The sequence below is a fragment of the Nocardioides sp. Z43_10 genome, assembly GCF_059766615.1.
In genome coordinates this window covers 20,944-39,095 of sequence record NZ_JCBAJY010000004.1, presented here as the reverse complement: position 1 = coordinate 39,095, position 18,152 = coordinate 20,944, and the positions used below count along the sequence as shown (strand labels likewise).

Below are 18,152 nucleotides of genomic sequence, written 5' to 3'. Positions count from 1 at the left end.
GTACGGGTTTCGTGTGGCCAGTACGGCGCGCAGCGGCGCCGGCGGCTACTGCAGCGCCGGCGTGACCGCGGGGACCAGTCCGTCGAGCACCAGCGGACGCAGCACCAGCGACACCGCGCCCCCGTCCTGGGCCAGCACCGCCCCGGAGACCCGGGCGCGTTCGGCGGTGACCCGCAGCATCGCCGCGGCGGCTGGCAGCGCCACCGATGACGCGCGGCCGGGCGCCACCTCCACCCGCTTCGAGGTCAGCCGACGACCGGCGGCGTCCCAGGTGCGCACCCGCGCCGTGCCGACGCCGTCCGCGCCGAGCACCAGCCGGGAGCCGCCCTCGGGCAGCATGATCCCCGACTCCTGCCACGACTGCGCGGTGACGGCGTGCGAGAGGTCGTCACCGACCACGGAGCGCAGCGTCGCGGTGACCGGGGCGCTGGACGTCACCAGCAGTCCCCGCGCCCCCGCCTCGACCTCGCGCGCCACGACCTCGTCGAGCTCGACGGTGGCCACGCTCTGCGGCGCCACCCGCACCTCCTCGACGCCGACCGGGGCGAACGAGCTCTCCTCGGTGAGCACCTTCACGCTGACGCGGACCTCGTCGTCGCCGGGGTTGGCCACCGCCAGGGTGCGCGCACCGGAGCCGCCGGGCAGGCCGAGCAGGAGGTTCGCGACGGCCGGCTCGCGCTGCGAGGCCAGCCAGTCCTCGCTGCGCACCCCGCCGCCGAGCTCGTCGATCTCGTCACGGACGTGGCCGGACAGCCGCCCGCGCGAGGTGAGCACCCGCAGCGCGAGCTCGTCGCGCTCGGGTACCACCGCGGCCAGGTCGAGGCTCACCGACGTGCCTCCGGGCACCGTCACCCCGCGCAGCGCGGGCACGTCCAGGACGCCGTTCTCGCCCAGGACCGTGATGTCGGCGACCGCCGGTCCCGCGTCGGGGTTGACCAACTCGAGCACCGACGCGTGGGCGGCGCCGGCACCGAGGCCGGTGAACCACTGGGTCGGCTCGGGGGGCAGGCACTGGACCGCGGCCGCCCGCCCGCGCGCCGCCTCGACGCCGGCCAGCAGACCGGGCGCCAGCTCGTCGGTGCCTCGCACGACCACCGGCTCGTCGATGTCGATGCGCGTGGTCGCCAGCCGCTTGCGCAGCCGCAGCGCGTCCCTCTCGCCGGGGCCGCGCAGCGCGACCTCCCCGGTCGCGCCCTCGACGTTGGCCACGCTGACCTGGTCGCCCGCGCCCAGCCCCGAGGGGCAGGCCAGCGCGGTGGCGGTCAACGGGGTGCGCGAGGGCTCCCGGTCCGCGTCGGCCGCGGAGTCGGGGCTCCGCACCAGCGTCAGGACCGCCACGGTGAGCACCGGCACCAGCACCGCCAGCACGGTGAGGGGGTGGACCCGACGACCACCCCGGGCAGCCGCCCGGTGAGCGGAGTCCGGGTGGGTGGCCTCGGGTGGGAGGTGGTTCATCGCTTGTCCTTCCGGGTCGGTCCGCACAGCACCGCGACCACCAGCAGCGCCAGCCCCTGGAGGACGAGCAGCGCGGGCCGCAGCCACGAGTCGGAGCCCTGCACCGCATCGGTCGAGGGCTCCTCGGCGACCTCCCACGCCCGCGTCGAGCGATCCTCGGCGCTGGCCTGGACCAGGCCCTCGGATGCGTCCAGGGTGGCGGCGATCCGGCCGTCCGCGGGCGAGGGCAGTACGACGTACTCGATGCCGGAGTCCGCGAGCTCGTCGACCACCTCCGCGGTCGGTCGCGACACCAGGTCCGTGACGGTGTCGGTGAACGCGGCGTCCTCGTCGGCGAGGGCGAGGATCTCGTCCTCCCCCAGCGTCGTCCCGTCCTCGCGCAGCACCCGGTAGGTCAGCCCGTCCTCGACGCTGCCGCGCACCACGAGGACCCCGTGCTCGGGGCCCCGCAGCGCGCTCTGACGCATGTAGACGGGGATGTCGGCCTCGGCGTCCTCGTCGAGGGCGTCGGGGGCCGACACCAGGAACCAGCCGAGCCCGCCCAGCGGCACGACCAGCGCGGCCACGGCCGCCACCAGCGCGCCGGCCCGGACCGCGCCGATGCGCAGCCTCGCACCGCCGGCGGGCTCGCGGGTCGCCCGCACCGCGCGCACCAGGTCCTGTCCGGCCAGCGACGCGGCGACGACCCCCGCGCCCTGCAGCACGACGACGAACAGCCCCAGGCTCGGGCCCGTGTCCGCGGTGGCCAGGTCCAGGCGCACCCGGCTGAGCAGGGCCGCGACGACGGCCGCGACCAGGGCGACGATCCAGCAGACCACCACCGCGGCCCTGGCCCGCCGGGCGAGCAGGGCGGCGACCGCCAGCACCCCGACCAGGGCGCCGAGCACCCACGGAGCACTCTGGTCGGCGGCGGCCCCGACCAGCAGCCGGAACCCGTCGATGTCGGCCACGGGAAGGCGCCCCGCCTCGAGCAGCAGGCCGGCCAACGACCCGGTGCCGAACAACGGCACCAGCCAGGGCAGCAGGAGCACCAGGACCACCAGCAGCGCCACCACGGGCGGCGCCCAGACCGACCGGTCGCGCATCGCGCGCGGGGCCAGCGCGAAGCCGGCTCCCAGCACCGCCAGGCACAGCAGCGCGGCGAAGGGCCAGGTCACCGGGGCGAAGGAGGCGGCCAGCGCCAGCAGCAGCCCGGTGCGCCACGCCGCTCGCCAGCGACGGTCGGCGTCGGGGTCGGCGAAGCCGAGGGCGGCGTGGGCCAGCCACGGCAGCACGACGGCGGTGACCACCGTGCCGAGCCGGCCCTCGCTCCACGCGCCGCTGGTGACCGGCACCAGGGCGTACGTCGCCGCGCCCCAGGCCAGCACCCACCGGGACGGCATCCGCGGGTCGACCAGCCGGGAGACCACCCGCAGGAACCGCCAGGCTCCCCACATCGCCATCGGGACGGCGCCCAGCATCAGCAGCGACACCACGGCGCCGGCGTGGCCGAGCAGCAGGGTGGCGCCGAGCGCGAGCGGCAGCAGGTATGGCGGGGCGGGCACGTCGGTGCCCAGGCCGAGCGGGTGCCAGGACTCCAGGTACAGCCGCCACCAGTCCCCCGCCCCGTCGGGAGCCGGGGAGAGCGCGCCGCCGCCGATCGACCCGAGGGCCGCGCGGGCGCCCACCACGGCCAGCACCACGAAGAGCAGCACGCAGACCGCGAGCGGGTTGGTGAGGAACCGGGCGACCAGGCCGGAGTCCTCCTCCAGCATCTCCTCGTCGGCGCTGGGGGTGCGCGGGGCGCGGTGCTGCGCCGTCACCGGCGCCGGCCCCTCCGCCTCCAGTCTGGCGGCCCGACGGCGCTCCGCCACGTCGGCGGCCTGGTGGGTGGCGGCGGCGGCGAGGTCGCTGACGAAGTCCAGCCCGTGCCGGTAGGGCAGCCAGCGCGGCGCCAGCAGCGGCTGGACCCGTTCCGGATCCGCGCCCTGCAGTTCGCGACGCGCGCGGCGGGCCTGGCGGATCTGGCCGGGCCGGCGATAGAGGGAGACCAGAGCGGCCAGCTCGTCGAGGGCCTCGCCGACCGAGCGGACGAGCAGGAAGCCGACCATCCTCAGCAGCGTGCCCAGCGCGAGTCGCAGCGTGCGGAACGCCAGCGCCCGGCGCGGCGAGTTCGCCAGCAGCGTGAACAGGGCGGCGCGACGCTCGGCGTAGTGGGTGTGGCGCCCGGTCAGCGGCGTGCGCCGTACGCCGCGGTGCGCGGCCTCGGCGTGGAAGACCACCGCCTGGGGCACGCAGACGGTGCGGTGCCCGGCGGCGGCGGCGCGCCAGCCGAAGTCGATGTCGTTGCCGAAGATCGGCAGCTGCTCGTCGAACCCGCCGAGCCGTTCGAGCACCGAGCGGCGCACCAGCATCCCGGCGGTGTTGACGGCGAGGACCTGGCGCACCTCGTCGTGCTGGCCCTGGTCGTACTCGCCGCGCTCGAGCCCGCTCTCACGCCGTCCGGTCGCGGAGATCGTCACCCCGACCTCGAGCAGGCGGCGCAGCGAGGGCCACTCCCGCAGCTTCGGCCCGAGCACGTCGGCGGTCGGGTCGGCCTGCGCCGCGGCCAGCAGCGCCTCGAGGGCGCCGGGGTCGGGGGTGGAGTCGTCGTGCAGGAGCCAGATCCACTCCTCGGCACCGGCCCGCCCCTCGGCCGCAGAGTCGGCGTGGGCCAGCCCCAGCTCGACGGCGGCCGGGAACGAGGTGGAGCCGGGTGCCTGCACCAGGGCGCCGCCACCCAGGGCGGCGCGCAGCAGCTCGGGGCTCTCGTCCTTGCTGCCGGTGTCGACCGCGACCACGCGGTCGGGGCGGCGACGCTGGTCACGCACCCCGTCGAGGACCGTCGGCAGCCAGCGCGCACCGTCGTGGGCCACCAGGATCAGGGTGACGTGGGCGGGATGATTCTCGGCGTCACTCACGTCGGACCACCCTAGCCGCGCCCCTCAGAGGGGCGCGGCCGAGCCGTCGCCCCTGTGAGGGACGCGGCTCAGACAGCCTGCTTCTTCAGCTTGCGACGCTCACGCTCGGACAGACCGCCCCAGATGCCGAAGCGCTCGTCGTTCATCAGCGCGTACTCGAGGCAGTCGTCGCGCACCTCGCAGGTCAGGCAGACCTTCTTGGCCTCCCTGGTGGATCCACCCTTCTCAGGGAAGAACGCTTCAGGATCCGTCTGCGCGCACAGCGCCCGGTCCTGCCAACCCATGTCCTCGGCGTCCCCGTCGAGGAGAAACAGTTCTCTCACGGCTTCCGCCCTTTCGACCCGGCCAGCCAAGGGACTGGCCCTCGGAAACCCCCGCTTGTCGTCCTCATGTGACGCCCCCCTCATCCCTGCGGCTGCGACTCGCAGTCAGAGACAATGAGAGCACGAGTGACACTGTTGGAATTACATGCCTGTCGGATACCGGAAGTCAAGCCCGCATCTGGTAATGGACAACCGGTCCAGGCCCCCCTGGACTCCACCGTGCCCCCTGTGCGGCAAGGTATCCGCATGCGCGAAATCACGGTCCTCTCCGGCGGCATGGGCGGCGCCCGGTTCCTGCAGGGCCTGCTCCACGGCATCCGCGAGGGCCGGCTCCCCGGGGTCGAGCCCGACGCCCGGGTCACGGTCGTGGCCAACACCGCCGACGACCTGTGGATGCACGGCCTCAAGGTCTGTCCCGACCTCGACACGGTGATGTACACGCTGGGCGACGGCATCGACCTCGAGCGTGGCTGGGGACGGCGCGAGGAGACCTGGAGCGTGCGCGAGGAGCTCGCGGCGTACGGCGTGGAGCCGACCTGGTTCGGGCTGGGCGACCGCGACGTGGCCACCCACCTGGTGCGCACCCAGATGCTCGAGGCCGGCTATCCCCTCTCCGCGGTCACCGAGGCGCTGTGCCGGCGCTGGCAGCCCGGGGTGCGGCTGCTGCCGATGACCGACGAGCGCGTCGAGACCCATGTCGCGATCGCCGACGCCGCCGAGCCCAGCGGCCGGCGCGTCGTGCACTTCCAGGAGTACTGGGTACGGCTGCGCGCCGAAGTGCCGGCCGAGGCCGTGGTCTTCGTCGGGCTCGAGGCCACCCGTCCCGCGCCCGGGGTCGTCGAGGCGATCACCGGGGCGGACCTGGTGCTGGTGCCCCCGTCGAACCCGGTGGTCTCGGTGGGCACCATCCTGGGGGTTCCCGGGATCCGGGAGGCGCTCCTGGACACCAGCGCCCCCGTCGTCGGCCTGTCCCCCATCGTCGGCGGCACCCACGTGCGCGGCATGGCCCAGCAGATGCTGACCGCGATCGGCGTCGAGGTGTCGGCCGCCGCGGTGGCGCGCCACTACGGCGCCCGCTCGGCGGGCGGGGTGCTCGACGGCTGGCTCGTCGACGAGGCGGACGCCGCGGACGTCGCGTCGGTGGAGGCCGCGGGGATCGCGTGTCGCGCCGTCCCGCTGATGATGACCTCGCCCGAGGCGACCGCCACGATGGCGGCGGCCGCCGTCGCCCTCGCCGGCACCCGATGACGACCTCGGGCGGCCGCATCGAGGTCGTCGCGCCCGACGGGATCGGGGAGATCGAGCCGGGCGGCGACCTGGCCGCGGCCCTGCTCGCCGCGGTCGACCTGCGCGCGGGCGACATTCTCGTCGTCACCAGCAAGGTCGTCTCGAAGGCCGAGGGCCGGGTGCGCGAGGGCGATCGCGACTCCGCGCTGGCCGAGGAGACGGTGCGGGTGGTGGCGCGCCGGGGCCCCACCACCATCGTCCGGACCCGGCATGGGCTGACCATGGCCGCGGCCGGCATCGACGCCTCCAACGTGCGGGCCGGCTGGATCGTGCTGCTGCCGCTGGACCCCGATGCCTCGGCCCGCCGGCTGCGCGCGGAGATCCGCGGCCGCACCGGGCTCAACGTGGGCGTGGTCGTCACCGACACCGCCGGGCGCGCCTGGCGCGAGGGCCAGACCGACATCGCCGTCGGCGCGGCCGGCCTGCGGGTCCTGGAGGACTTCGCCGGGCGCGTCGACGCCTACGGGAACCCGCTGGCCGTCACCGCCCCGGCCGTCGCCGACGAGATCGCCGGTGCCGCGGAGCTCGCCCAGGGCAAGCTCGGCGCCCGGCCCTGCGCGGTCGTCCGCGGCCGGGCCGACCTGGTGCTGTCGCCCACCGACGACGGCCCGGGCGCCGCGGCGCTGGTGCGCGCCGAGGGAGGCGACCTGTTCGGGTACGGCGCCCGCGAGGCGGTCGTGCGCGCGCTGGCCGGTCGCCCCGAGGACCGCCTGCCCTTCGGCAGTCCCGCTGCCGCCGGCGAGCTGGCGTCCGCGATCAGGCTTGTGCTCGGCCAGGAGGCCGTCCCGGTCGACGACCCCGCGCTCGACACCGCCGACCGGGCGGGGCTGCGAGTGGCGGGCGTGGGACCCGAAATGCGCCCGGTGCTGTCCGCGCTGGCCTTCGCACACGGCTGGTCCCTCGCCGTTGCGTCGGCCGCGGACCGGGCCGGCGCACCGGCGCTCGGCGAGGTCTTCCTGCAGCCGCTGGACAGCACTCCGTAGGATCCTCCCTCGTAGGTCCCCTCCGAGGAAGCTGGTTTTCGTGGTCAAGCCCGCCAAGAACGATCGTCGCGCCGTCGTCGACAAGATGCGCAACCAGCAGAAGCGCGCCGACCGGCGCCGCGGCTTCGCGATCGTCGGCGTCTGTGTCGGCATCGCCCTGCTCATCGTGGCCGCGGCCGCCTACAAGCCGCTCAAGGACCAGTGGGACCGCAAGAAGTTCGAGGAGAAGGACCTCGCCGCCATCGGCGCCTCCGCGACGACGTGCGACGAGGTCATCACCAAGCCGGCCGTCGGCCAGCAGGACCACGTCCCGGTCGGGACCGAGATCTCCTACGAGGACGCGCCGCCGGCCTTCGGCCAGCACTGGGACCAGTGGGACTCCATGGACCGCAAGATGTACACCCCCGACGACCGCCCCGGTCTGGGCCTGATGGTGCACAACCTCGAGCACGGCTTCACGATCCTCTGGTACGACGAGACGGCCGCCGCGGACGAGGAGACGATGGACACCATCACCGGCATCGCGACCAAGTTCGAGGGCACCAAGAACTTCCGCGACAAGTTCAAGGCCGTGCCGTGGACCAAGGAGGACGGCAAGCCGTTCCCCGAGGGCAAGCACATCGCGCTCACCCACTGGTCGATCGGCGGCGAGGGCGAGAGCCCCGACAGCGGCAAGCAGAAGGGCGTGTGGCAGTACTGCGCCGAGCCGAGCGGCGAGGCCCTGGAGAAGTTCATGCTCGACTACCCCTACCTGGACTCCCCCGAGCCCAACGCCGCCTGATCGGCGGCCTTGACCGGGCAGCCTGACCGGCGGTCTCGACCGAGGCAGCCGGGTCAGGTCAGGTCGTCGCGGCCCGCATGCTTGAGGGCCGCGACGACCGCCTTGACGTCCTGGGCGCGCTCGCGGGTGGTGACCAGCAGCGCGTCGGGGGTCTCCACGACCACCACGTCGTCGAGGCCCACCACGGCGATCGTGCGCGACCCGTCGGGGACCACCAGCCCGCTGGCGTCGACCGCGTGGACCAGCGCGCGCTCGCCGAGCACCGCGACCTCCTCGCCCGGTGCGCGCAGCAGCTCGTCGAGGGAGCGGAAGTCGCCGATGTCCTCCCAGCCGAAGGAACCCGCGACGACGGCGACCCGCCCGGCGGCGGCCGCGGGCTCGGCGACCGCGTGGTCCAGGGCGATCTTGGGCAGCCCTGGCCACCAGCGCGCCAGGGCGGCCTCCAGCGCCCGCTGCCCCTCCTCACCCGCGGTCGCGTCGGCGCTCCCCCGCACAGGCGCGGGCACAGGCGTAGACGCGGGCTGGTGGGCTGCCGCGGCCAGGGCGCGCAGGTCGGCGGCGAAGCCGGGATGCCACTGGGCCAGCAGGTCCAGCAGGACGGTGGGGCGCACCACGAACATGCCCGCGTTCCAGCGCCGCGTCCCCGAGGCCAGGTAGCCCGTGGCCACCTCCAGGGACGGCTTCTCGACGAAGCCGAGCGCCCGGGCGGCGTCGAGACCGGGCAGCGGGTCACCCACCTCGATGTAGCCGTAGCCGGTCGCCGGGTGCGTCGGCTCGATGCCCAGCGTCACCAGCCAGCCCTCGCGCGCGGCGCCGACCGCACGCCGTACGCACTGCTCGAAGAGCGCCGGGTCGGTGATCACGTGGTCGGCGGCGAACGAGCCCATCACTGCCTCGGGCGCCCGGAGCTCGAGCAGTGCGGCGGCCAGGCCGATCGCGGCCATCGAGTCGCGCGGGGAGGGCTCCGCGACGACCGCGTGCGCCGGGAGCGCGGGCAGCTGGGCGCGCACGGCCTCGCGGTGGGCGGCGCCCGTGACGACCAGGAAGCGGTCCTCGGCCAGCGGGGTCAGCCGGTCGACGGTGTCCTGGAGCAGGGAGCGCCCGCTGCCGGTGAGGTCGTGCAGGAACTTCGGCGCCCCGGCCCGGGAGAGCGGCCAGAGCCGGGTGCCCGCGCCGCCGGCGGGGATCACGGCCCAGAAGTCGTCGAGCGACGCGTCGTCCATCATGGGCCGAAGCGTAGACGTGGGCTCGCGCACGGGTGCCCCTAGGCTTGGCCGGTGACCTTCACCAGCACGCTCACCGCCCTGCTCCGCCGCGACCCCGGCCGTCCCCTCGTGACGTTCTACGACGACGCGAGCGGCGAGCGCGTCGAGCTCTCGGTGACGACGTACGCCAACTGGGTCGCGAAGACGGCGTCGCTGCTCAGCGAGGAGCTCGACCTGGAGCGCGGCGACCGGATGCTGCTCGACCTGCCCACGCACTGGCTGGGCACGGTCTTCCTGGGGGCCGCCTGGACGGTCGGGCTCGAGGTGGTCTGGGAGGGCTCCGCCGACGTGGTCGTGTGCGGCCCGGACTCGCTGGAGACCTGGGCCCCCACGGCCGCGCAGACCCCCGTCGTGGCGTGCTCGCTGCGGCCCCTCGGCGTCCGCTTCGCCGAGCCGGTGCCCGGCCCGGTGCTCGACTTCGGGATCGAGGTGTGGTCCCAGCCGGACGCGTTCGCCGCCGTGGACCCGCCGAGCGACGACGACCCCGCCGTGGCCGGGGCCGGCTGGGCCGACCTGTGGGCCCGCGCTCGCGAGGCCGGGCTCGTCGAGGCCGGCGGCCGGCTGCTGAGCACCGCCAACCCGGCGTCCGCCGATGGCCTGCTCAGCTTCCTCAGCCCGCTGGCGCAGGCCGGCTCGGTGGTCCTCGTCGCCCACCCCGACCCCGCGCGCCGTACCGCGACGTACGACGCGGAGCGGGCCACCGCCCTCTACCCCGCCCCCTAACCCGCGCGCCCCCCGCGCTCCGGCGCCCGCGCTCCGGCGCCCCGCCAGCCCCCATGTAACGCGGGGTTATGCCCACTCCCGCAGCGTTATTTCGCTGTGGCAGTGGGCATAACCCCGCGTTACAGCCGGCGGTGGGCGGGCGGGCGGCGGGCGGGCGGCGGGCGGCGGGTCAGCCGGCCAGGTCGTAGCCGAGCAGCCCGTCGGCGAGGAAGCGCGGGGCCTCGAAGCCGCCCTGGCCGTTGTCGCGCAGCACCCAGAGGCGTCCGGTGCTGGACTCCCGCACGATCAGGCTGGACCGGCGGCTGAGCGTGACGTCACGGGTCTCGATCACCCAGTCGTAGCCGGACAGGTTCACCTTGGCGAGCCGGTCGTCGGCCATCACGGCGGGGATCCGCTTGCCGAGCGCCAGCGTGGCGCCGCGGCCCGGGTAGACCCACCTCTTGGCACCGACGCGGCCCATCAGGTCGGGCAGGCCGTCGCCGGTCACGTCGCCCACGGCGGCGAGTCCCTTGAGCTTGCCCATCCCCTTGGCCAGCAGCTTCGGCGGCGCGAACTGGCCGCCACCCTTGCCCAGCCGCAGGCTCATCGCACCCGACTCGGCGTGACGACTCATCACATCGCCGATGCCGTCCTTGTTCCAGTCGCCCACGTTGAGGACCAGGTCGGCCGTGCCCAGCTTGAGGTTGGTCGGGACCGGCTCGCCGAGGTCGTACTCCCCCAGGTGGCGCAGCACCGTCAGTCGCGCCCCCTGCAGGCCGACCAGGTCGGGGGCACTGTCACCGAGGACGTTCCCGCCACCGGTGACCGAGGAGAGCCCGGCGAACGAGCCGATCGGACCCAGCGGGTGGCCGAACGAGCCGGTGCCGGTCGAGGGCACCACGAAACCCAGCTGATCGCTGCGCCGACGCACGAAGAGGTCCGCGCGCCCGTCGCCGTTGTAGTCGCCGTAGCCGGCGATCACGTCGTAGCCGCCCCAACCGCTGCCGACGCGCACCCGCGCGGCCACGGTGCCGCCGGCGGCACCGGCGTGCATCCACAGGTTCCCCGAGCGGTCGCGGGCCAGCAGGTCGGGCCGCCCGTCGCCGGTCACGTCGCCGGTGGAGGTCACGTGGTTGTAGGCGTTCCACCCCTTGGTGAGCTGGCGGGCCGTGAAGCCGCCCTTGCCGCTGCCGGAGAACAGGAAGAGCCGCCCGTCCTTCTTGCGGCGTCCAACCAGGTCGTTGCGCCCGTTGCCGTCGAGGTCACCGACCGCGACGATCTGGTCGAAGCCGACGAAGAGCTTGCGCATCTGCTTGAGCCGCGTGGTGAACCGGCCGGCGCCGTTGCCGGCGTACGTCGTGGTGACCCGCGTCTTGCGGTTGATGGCGACCAGGTCGCTGCGTCCGTCGCGGTTGAGGTCGGGGCTGGTCACCACGAGGTGTCCGGCCCAGGCACCCGCACGGCGCATCGGCGCCGAGAACTTGAGCAGCCCGCGGGTCGGCAGGATCACGCCCTTCTTGCCCGTCGCGCTGCGCATCACGATGTCGGGGTGCGCGCTGCCGACCAGGTTCGAGTCCGGGGCCGGGTTGACGGTCACCGGGGTCTTCGGATCAGGCGTCGGCGTCGGCGTCGGAGTCGGCGTGGGCGTGGGCGTCGGAGTGGGCGTCGGAGTCGGGGTCGGGGTCGGGGTGGGCGCGTTGGTCTGGAGGCTGGCCGCCCGGGTCCGGATCGCACCGATCTTGGCGTAGAGGTAGCGGCCGGGGCAGGCGGTGGAGCCCGCGTCGCGGTGCCCGCTGATGGCCGCGAACGTGCCCGAGCCCACCTTCTGGCGCGCCGAGGAGGCGGAGACGCCGTGCAGGCCGAGCTTCCAGGCGAACAGGTCTCCGTAGGCGTTGACCATCGCCGCGGACGGCTGGACCAGCTCGAAGTTGCCGATCGCCGACATGGCGAACGCGTAGTCGTTGTAGCCGAGCGTGTGCGCCCCGACGACCGCCTTGGTGACGCCGCCGTAGCGTCCCTCCCAGATCCGCCCGAACCGGTCGACCAGGAAGTTGTAGCCCACGTCGCTCCAGCCGCGCGAGCGGGTGTGGTAGGCGTAGATGCTGCGGATGATGCCCGGCACCTCGGCCTGGGTGTAGTTGTTGGCGTTCACCGTGTGGTGCACGAAGCCGGCGGTGACCTTGCCGTAGCGCAGGGAGCCGTTGTCGCGCAGGCGCTCGTCGGCGCCCCACTGGGCGCGGGAGAAGATCTGGGGGCGGGCCGGCAGAGCGGCCGCCTGGAGCGCGATCGCCGGGTCCGCCGACTCGGCCGCGTCCGCGGGCTCCGGAGCCGAGGACGGCGCCGCGGAGGGGCTGGTGGACGGCGACACCGCGGCCGGCGCGCCGGCGCCGTACGCCGGCGTCTCGACCTCGGTGCCCTCGGCCTGGCCGGGCTCGATCACGGCCACCTTCATGTCCGCCGGCACCGCCGTACCGGCGTCGGTGCTCGCCCGGACCTGGACCTCGTCGACGTTGCCGACGAACAGCGGGTCGGTGCCGGGGCGGGCCTTCGCACCCTCGGTGGTGGACGGGTCAGGACCGTGCTCGTCGTGGTAGGCCAGCTCGGTCCACTCCGACCAACCGTCCGCCGTGCGGGTACGGGCCTGCACCGTGATGGTCTCGTCGTCGATCCGGTCCTGGCCGCTCCAGGTGACCCCGACCGCCCCGTAGCCGCTGACCCGCTCCGGCGCGCTGACGACCGCGTCGCCCGACTTGCCGCCCGGCTTGTCGCCTGGCTTGTCGCCGCTACCAGGGTTCTCCCCCTCGCCACCCTGGGGCGCCTCCCCCGCGCCGCCCTGGGGCGCCTCGCGGGGCGTCTGAGGCTCGGCGCCGCCCTGGCCGCGGCGCGCCGAGCCGGGGGCTGCCGGCGTCAGCCGGGTCTCGCGGACGACGGCGTCGACGGGAGCGGTCGGCACGACGGCCGTCTCCGGCTCGGCCCGATCCGCCACGGCCGCCGACCCGCTCGGCCCCTGGTGCACGACGTCCAGCGAGATGACGGTGGCTGCGGGCGCCAAGACCGCGAAGACGGCAGCCAGAGCCAGCGCTTGTTGGCAGGCAGTGACGTATCGGGCCTTGCTGGGACGCATCGTCTGCTACTCCAGTGCGGGGGAAGTGATTCACATGGGTAGCAAGTTTCACATCAGTCACACTGGTCACCGCAAGACTTCGCGAGTAACTACAAGAGTGTAATTTCCAGTCGACACGCCGACGGATTCGAAGTTTGTCAAACCGGGGCAGGTGATTGTGGGCTTTCCGACACCGTCTCGCCACCCCGACACGCCCGGGATCCCCCGCTGTCACCCCGGCCTGTCCCCGCGGACGAGGCAGGGTCAGCCGGCCAGCGACCGTTGAGAAGGAAAACTCACGAGCCCCCAGGGTCGGCCCGGCTGTGCAGGGGTCGCGTTTTCCTTCCGAACGGTCGCTGCTCCCCCACGCACACGAGTTCAGACGTCGTTGGCGAGCTCCTCGTCGGCGATCTCCTGGTCGGTGCCGGACGGGGCGTCGTACTTCAGGTAGTGGATGCCGGCGTCGACCTCGCCGTCGTAGGCGAGCCGGCCCTTCTCCAGCACCAGCACCCGGTCGCACATCTTGCGCACCGAGCCGGCGGCGTGGCTGACGTAGAAGAGGGTGCGACCGCTGTCGCGCACCTCCTGCATGCGCTGCATGCACTTCTCCTTGAAGGGCTTGTCGCCCACCGCGAGCACCTCGTCGGCCAGGAAGATGTCGGAGTCGACGTGGATCGCCACCGCGAAGCCCAGCCGGGCGAACATGCCCGAGCTGTAGTGGCCCACCGGCGAGTCCAGGTGCTTGCCCACGTCGGCGAACTCGACGATGTCGTCGAGCTTGCGCCGGGTCTCGGCCTCGGTCATGCCGAGGACCGCGGCGTTCAGGAAGATGTTCTCGCGACCGCTGAGCTGCGGGTGGAACCCCGCGCCGGTGGCGATCAGCCCGGCGATGCGGCCGCGGGTGAGCACCGAGCCCGAGTCGGGTCGCATGATCCCGTTGATGAGCTTGAGCAGCGTGCTCTTGCCCGACCCGTTGAGCCCCATCAGGCCGATCGACTCACCCTGCTCCACGGTGAAGGAGACGTGGTCGAGGGCCTGGAAGGTCTCGCTGAGCGGCTTGCCGCGCAGCGCCGCCACCGACATCTGCTTCAGCGTGCGGTGGTAGCGCAGGGTGAACGACTTGGAGACGTCCTCGACGACGATGGACCTGGTCATCTACAGACGCTCCGGGATCTTGTTCTCGAGTCGGGTGAAGACCAGCTGGGCCACGGCCAGCAGCACCACCGCGACCCCGAGGTGGGCGAAGCCGATCGCGAAGAGGTGGTCGGGCATGTGCTCGGCGATGGTGGCCGTCGGGTCGTCGGTGGTGCCGACCCAGAAGGCGCGCTGGAAGAGCAGCACGGCCTCGGCGATGGGGTTGAGCAGGTAGTAGTGCGCGAACTCCCCGAAGCGGTCGGCCACCATGCTGTAGGGGTAGATCATCGGCACGCTGAAGGTGGTGAACTGGGTCAGCGTCGCCACCACGTTGCCGAAGTCGCGGAAGAACACGTTAGCCGCACTGAACAGCAACCCCAGCGCGGTGCCGAGGACCGCGACCAGCGCGAAGCCGAGCACCGCCGCCGCCATCCCGGTCAGGTCCGGCGTCCAGCCCAGCCACAGGCACAGGGAGACGAGCAGTACCAGCCCGGGGACCACGTGATAGGCCGAGACCAGGGTGGAGGCGACCGGGAACATCTCCCGGGGCACCGCCATCTTCTTCACGAAGCCCTTGTTCCGCACGATCGAGCGGGTCCCGGCCCCGAAGGTCTCGGTGAAGAAGTGCACCATCACCATGCCGGCGAACAGGTGGATCGCGAAGTTCTCGATCCCGCGATCCAGGATCACCGAGATCACGAAGTAGTACATCGCCAACCGGAACGCCGGCTGCAGGTAGGACCAGAACAGACCCAGGAACGAACCCTGGTAGCGCGCCGAGATCTCCCGGCGCACCAACAGCTTGAGCAGGTAGCGGCGCCGGAACACCTCGAACAAGCCGCTGGTGGCAGACGGCGGGGCGAGGGGGGCGTCCACCACCCGCACCGCCTGCGCGTGCTCAGTCACCGAGTTGGTCCTCCCCCTCCGGGTCCATCCAGGGACGGAACGTCTCCTCCCAGGCCTGCGGAGAGGTCACCTCGTCGAGCGCGTCGCGGTACTCCTGCGCCAGTCGCGGCCACTCGCGGCGCAGCCGCTGGTGGATCAGGATCGTACGGCGCAGCAGGTCGCGGTAGCGCTCGGGATCACGCTGGTACAGCGCCGCGGAGGTGCCGTCGGGCATCGACACGATCGCCGAGTCGTAGCGCGCCAGGCGGTACCACTGCGCGTCCATGGCGGGGATCTCCGCCTCGGGGTGCTTGCGCGAGAGCGCACGCGGCCGCTTGAGCTGGCGCAGCGGGGCGACGCCGGCGGTGACCAGCAGCGCCCACCGCCCCGGCATCTCGGTGCCGTCCTTGCCCTTGCGGGGCGGCTTGGAGCGCCGGACCCGCGGGAACGCGTCCGGGTCGGCCTCGAGCTGGGCGTCGGTGAACTGCTTGCGGAAGGCGTTGATCTGCGGCAGCCGCACCGGCAGGTCGCGGTGCAGCGCGGCGGGCCCGGCCAGCACGTCCTCGAGCGCCTGGTGGCGCAGCTCGACGGTGGAGTACTGCATCGCGACCAGCTTGGCGATCTGGTGGTTGAGGCTCTCGCGCAGCATCCGCCCGCCGCGGTCGTACTGCGAGTGCAGCAGCGCCGCGATGAAGCGGTTGCGCTGGTGGAAGTAGGCCTGCCAGTCCAGCGCGTCGTTCTTGTCGGTCCACGGCACGTGCCACACCGCGGCACCGGGGAAGCTCACCGTCGGGTAGCCGGCCGCCTTGGCCCGCAGCCCGAACTCGCTGTCGTCCCACTTGATGAACAGCGGCAGCGACAGCCCGATCTCCTCGAGCACCACGGTCGGGATCAGGCACATGAACCAGCCGTTGAAGTCCACGTCGATGCGCTTGTGCAGCCACCGCGTCGAGCGCAGGTTGCGCGCGGCGAAGTCCCAGTCGGTGAAGACGCCCGGCGCGGACTGCCACCAGAAGCGCCACGGCTGGACGATCTCGCCGAAGCTGTGCAGCCGCGAGCGGGCGTACAGGCTGAACATGTGACCGCCCACGATGGTGGGGCGCCGGGCGAGGTCGCCGAAGGTGACCGCGCGGATGATGCCCTCGGGCTCGCAGACGACGTCGTCGTCCATGCACATGACGTACGTCGCGGTGCCCTTGCGCAGCGTCTCCAGCTGCCCGCGGGCGTAGCCGCCGGACCCGCCGAGGTTGCCCTGCTCGATCACCCGCAGCTTGTCGCCCAGCGACTTCTCGACGCCGGGGAACAGCGGGCTGTCGGAGACCTTCTGGGTGCCCTGCTCCATCACGAGCACCTCGTCGAGCAGCTCGTGCACGCCCTCGTCGTCACCGATCTGGGTGAGCAGCTCGGCGCAGAAGTCGGGGCGGTTCATGGTGGTGATCGCGATGGCGACCGAGCCGGGCGTGGCCCGGTCCTCGGGAACCTCGGCGTCCCAGACCGCACTGACCTCGGTGTCCTCGTCGCTGGCGACCACGTCGTACCAGTACCAGCCGCCGTCCACGAACGGCTTGAGCGGCAGGTCGAAGGAGAAGGTGGCGCTGTCCACGTCCTCGGTGCTGGCCTGGTCGACGCGCTGGGAGCGCCCGTTGGCGGTGGACTTGTAGACCACCACCGACGCGCCGCGCCCGCTCAGCGACACCGTCAGGCGCACCTGGCTGACCACCGACCAGCGCCGCCAGTAGCCGGCCGGGAAGGCGTTGAAGTAGGTGCCGAAGGAGAGCTTCGCCCCCGAGAGGATCCGCACCGTGTGGCGCCCGACGATCTGGTCGGGGTGGATGCTGTCGCCGCTCGAGGCGGACTGGCGCATGGCGGCCGCGTGCAGCGCCCGGGCGTTGCGGTTGGTGCCGATCTCGTACTTGTCGGCGTCCAGGGACACCGGCTGGGTGTCCACGTAGAGCGGCAGGACGTCGAGGTCCCGGTCCGCCGGCAGCACCTGGCGCATCAGCACCCGGCGCGGGCCGGTGCCCGTCGCCTGGCTCTGCAGGGTCCCGGTCGCGATCTCTGTGGTGCTCATTCGTCCACTCCCCCACTGGTCAACGGCGCACCCTCGGCGAAGTGCGGCTTGAGCTTGTTCTCGAACATGGACAGCGCCGAGCCGATCGCCATGTGCATGTCGAGGTACTTGTAGGTGCCGAGCCGGCCGCCGAAGAGCACCATCTCCTCCTTCTTGGCCAGCTCGCGGTACTTGAGCAGCTTGGCCCGGTCCTCCGCGGTGTTCACCGGGTAGTAGGGCTCGTCACCCTCCTCGGCGAAGCGGGAGTACTCGTGCACGACGATCGTCTTGCCCGGCAGGTAGGTGCGCTCGGGGTGGAGGTGCTTGAACTCCAGGACCCGGGTCCAGGGCACGTCCTCGTCGTTGGCGTTGACGACCCCGGTGCCCTGGTAGTCGTCGACGTCGACGGTCTCGGCCTCCAGGTCGATGGTGCGCCACGACAGCCGGCCCTCGCGGTTGTCGAAGTACTCGTCGACCGGGCCGGTGTAGACGATCGGGACCTTGCCGCGGTAGTCGTCGGCGACGTCGAAGAAGTCGGTCTCCAGGCGCACCTCGATGTTCGGGTGGTCCGCCATCGCGTCGAGCCAGGCGGTGTAGCCGTCGACCGGCAGGCCCTCGTACTTGTCGTTGAAGTAGCGGTTGTCGAAGTTGTAGCGCACCGGCAGCCGCGTGATGATGTCGGCCGACAGCTCCTTGGGGTCGGTCTGCCACTGCTTGGCGGTGTACCCCTTCACGAACGCCTCGTAGAGCGGGCGCCCGATCAGGGAGATCGCCTTCTCCTCGAGGTTCGTCGCCTCGGCGGTGGCGATCTCGCTGGCCTGCTCGGCGATCAGCGCACGCGCCTCGTCGGGCGTGTGGGAGCGGCCGAAGAACTGGTTGATCAGCGCCAGGTTCATCGGGAAGGAGTAGACCTGTCCCTGGTACTTCGCGAACACCCGGTGCTGGTAGTCGGTGAAGTCGGTGAACCGGTTCACGTAGGCCCACACCTTCTCGTTGGAGGTGTGGAACAGGTGAGTGCCGTACTTGTGCACCTCGATCCCGGTCTCGGGGTCGATCTCGCTGTAGGCGTTGCCACCGAGGTGGGCACGACGCTCGAGCACCAGGACCTTGAGTCCCAGCTCATCGGCACAGCGCTCGGCGATGGTCAGACCGAAGAATCCGGAGCCGACGACGACGAGGTCGGGCAGGGGCGGGTTGCCGGGGTCAGTCAAGGGGAGCTTCTCCTGTGGGTTGACGCGACCGTCA

At 72.8% G+C, this 18,152-nt stretch carries 13 protein-coding genes; 4 read left to right on the top strand and 9 right to left on the bottom strand.

The genetic code is table 11. The annotated features are described in order from the left end of the window. Window positions 1–45: 45 nt before the first annotated feature. The 3 genes from AC6EI4_RS08460 to AC6EI4_RS08450 all read right to left on the bottom strand — a co-directional run bounded on the left by AC6EI4_RS08460 (window position 46) and on the right by AC6EI4_RS08450 (window position 4,678). The gene (locus tag AC6EI4_RS08460) at window positions 46–1,455 is read right to left on the bottom strand and encodes a DUF5719 family protein (RefSeq protein ID WP_498451190.1); all 1,410 of its coding nucleotides are present in this window, start codon (window positions 1,453–1,455) and stop codon (window positions 46–48) included. After that, entirely contained in the window at window positions 1,452–4,394 is a 2,943-nt protein-coding gene (locus AC6EI4_RS08455; protein ID WP_498451189.1) for a glycosyltransferase family 2 protein, read from the bottom strand. The genes AC6EI4_RS08460 and AC6EI4_RS08455 overlap by 4 nt, the downstream gene beginning before the upstream one ends. 68 nt (window positions 4,395–4,462) lie before the next feature. Further along, window positions 4,463–4,678 (bottom strand): WhiB family transcriptional regulator, encoded by a 216-nt coding sequence (locus tag AC6EI4_RS08450; RefSeq protein WP_498423523.1) that lies wholly within the window; start codon window positions 4,676–4,678, stop codon window positions 4,463–4,465. Window positions 4,679–4,963: 285 nt separating this feature from the next. On the opposite strand from AC6EI4_RS08450, the gene cofD reads away from it, so the two are divergent. Genes cofD through AC6EI4_RS08435 form a run of 3 tightly spaced genes read left to right on the top strand, consistent with a single transcriptional unit; the run spans window position 4,964 to window position 7,768 of the window. Next, entirely contained in the window at window positions 4,964–5,965 is a 1,002-nt protein-coding gene (gene cofD / locus AC6EI4_RS08445; protein WP_498423338.1) for a 2-phospho-L-lactate transferase, read from the top strand. Next, on the top strand, window positions 5,962–6,987 hold the full coding sequence (cofE, locus tag AC6EI4_RS08440; protein WP_498451188.1) for a coenzyme F420-0:L-glutamate ligase: 1,026 nt from the start codon (window positions 5,962–5,964) through the stop codon (window positions 6,985–6,987). The genes cofD and cofE overlap by 4 nt, the downstream gene beginning before the upstream one ends. A 40-nt stretch (window positions 6,988–7,027) precedes the next feature. Next, window positions 7,028–7,768, top strand: coding sequence for a DUF3105 domain-containing protein (locus AC6EI4_RS08435; RefSeq protein ID WP_498423342.1), 741 nt, complete (start codon window positions 7,028–7,030; stop codon window positions 7,766–7,768). 53 nt (window positions 7,769–7,821) lie between these two features. Here the strand turns inward: AC6EI4_RS08435 and AC6EI4_RS08430 are convergent, their stop codons facing one another. Continuing rightward, window positions 7,822–8,994 (bottom strand): mannose-1-phosphate guanylyltransferase, encoded by a 1,173-nt coding sequence (locus tag AC6EI4_RS08430; protein WP_498423344.1) that lies wholly within the window; start codon window positions 8,992–8,994, stop codon window positions 7,822–7,824. A gap of 51 nt (window positions 8,995–9,045) precedes the next feature. On the opposite strand from AC6EI4_RS08430, the gene AC6EI4_RS08425 reads away from it, so the two are divergent. Beyond that, window positions 9,046–9,756 carry a TIGR03089 family protein gene (locus AC6EI4_RS08425; protein WP_498451187.1) on the top strand — a complete coding sequence of 237 codons (711 nt, stop codon included), beginning with the start codon at window positions 9,046–9,048 and terminating at the stop codon, window positions 9,754–9,756. Between the two features lie 169 nt (window positions 9,757–9,925). On the opposite strand, the gene AC6EI4_RS08420 is transcribed toward AC6EI4_RS08425, so the two are convergent. The 5 genes from AC6EI4_RS08420 to glf form a co-directional block, all read right to left on the bottom strand. Beyond that, the gene (locus tag AC6EI4_RS08420; protein WP_498451186.1) at window positions 9,926–12,859 is read right to left on the bottom strand and encodes an FG-GAP-like repeat-containing protein; all 2,934 of its coding nucleotides are present in this window, start codon (window positions 12,857–12,859) and stop codon (window positions 9,926–9,928) included. A 357-nt stretch (window positions 12,860–13,216) separates the two neighbouring features. After that, on the bottom strand, window positions 13,217–13,993 hold the full coding sequence (locus AC6EI4_RS08415) for an ABC transporter ATP-binding protein (RefSeq protein WP_498423350.1): 777 nt from the start codon (window positions 13,991–13,993) through the stop codon (window positions 13,217–13,219). After that, window positions 13,994–14,878 carry an ABC transporter permease gene (locus AC6EI4_RS08410; RefSeq protein ID WP_498423352.1) on the bottom strand — a complete coding sequence of 295 codons (885 nt, stop codon included), beginning with the start codon at window positions 14,876–14,878 and terminating at the stop codon, window positions 13,994–13,996. After that, a complete protein-coding gene (locus tag AC6EI4_RS08405; protein ID WP_498451185.1) occupies window positions 14,871–16,928 on the bottom strand; it encodes a glycosyltransferase in 2,058 nt (685 codons plus the stop codon). The genes AC6EI4_RS08410 and AC6EI4_RS08405 overlap by 8 nt, the downstream gene beginning before the upstream one ends. Then, complete coding sequence (gene glf / locus AC6EI4_RS08400) at window positions 16,925–18,118, bottom strand: UDP-galactopyranose mutase (protein WP_498451184.1); 1,194 nt, start codon at window positions 18,116–18,118, stop codon at window positions 16,925–16,927. The genes AC6EI4_RS08405 and glf overlap by 4 nt, the downstream gene beginning before the upstream one ends. Window positions 18,119–18,152 lie beyond the last annotated feature (34 nt).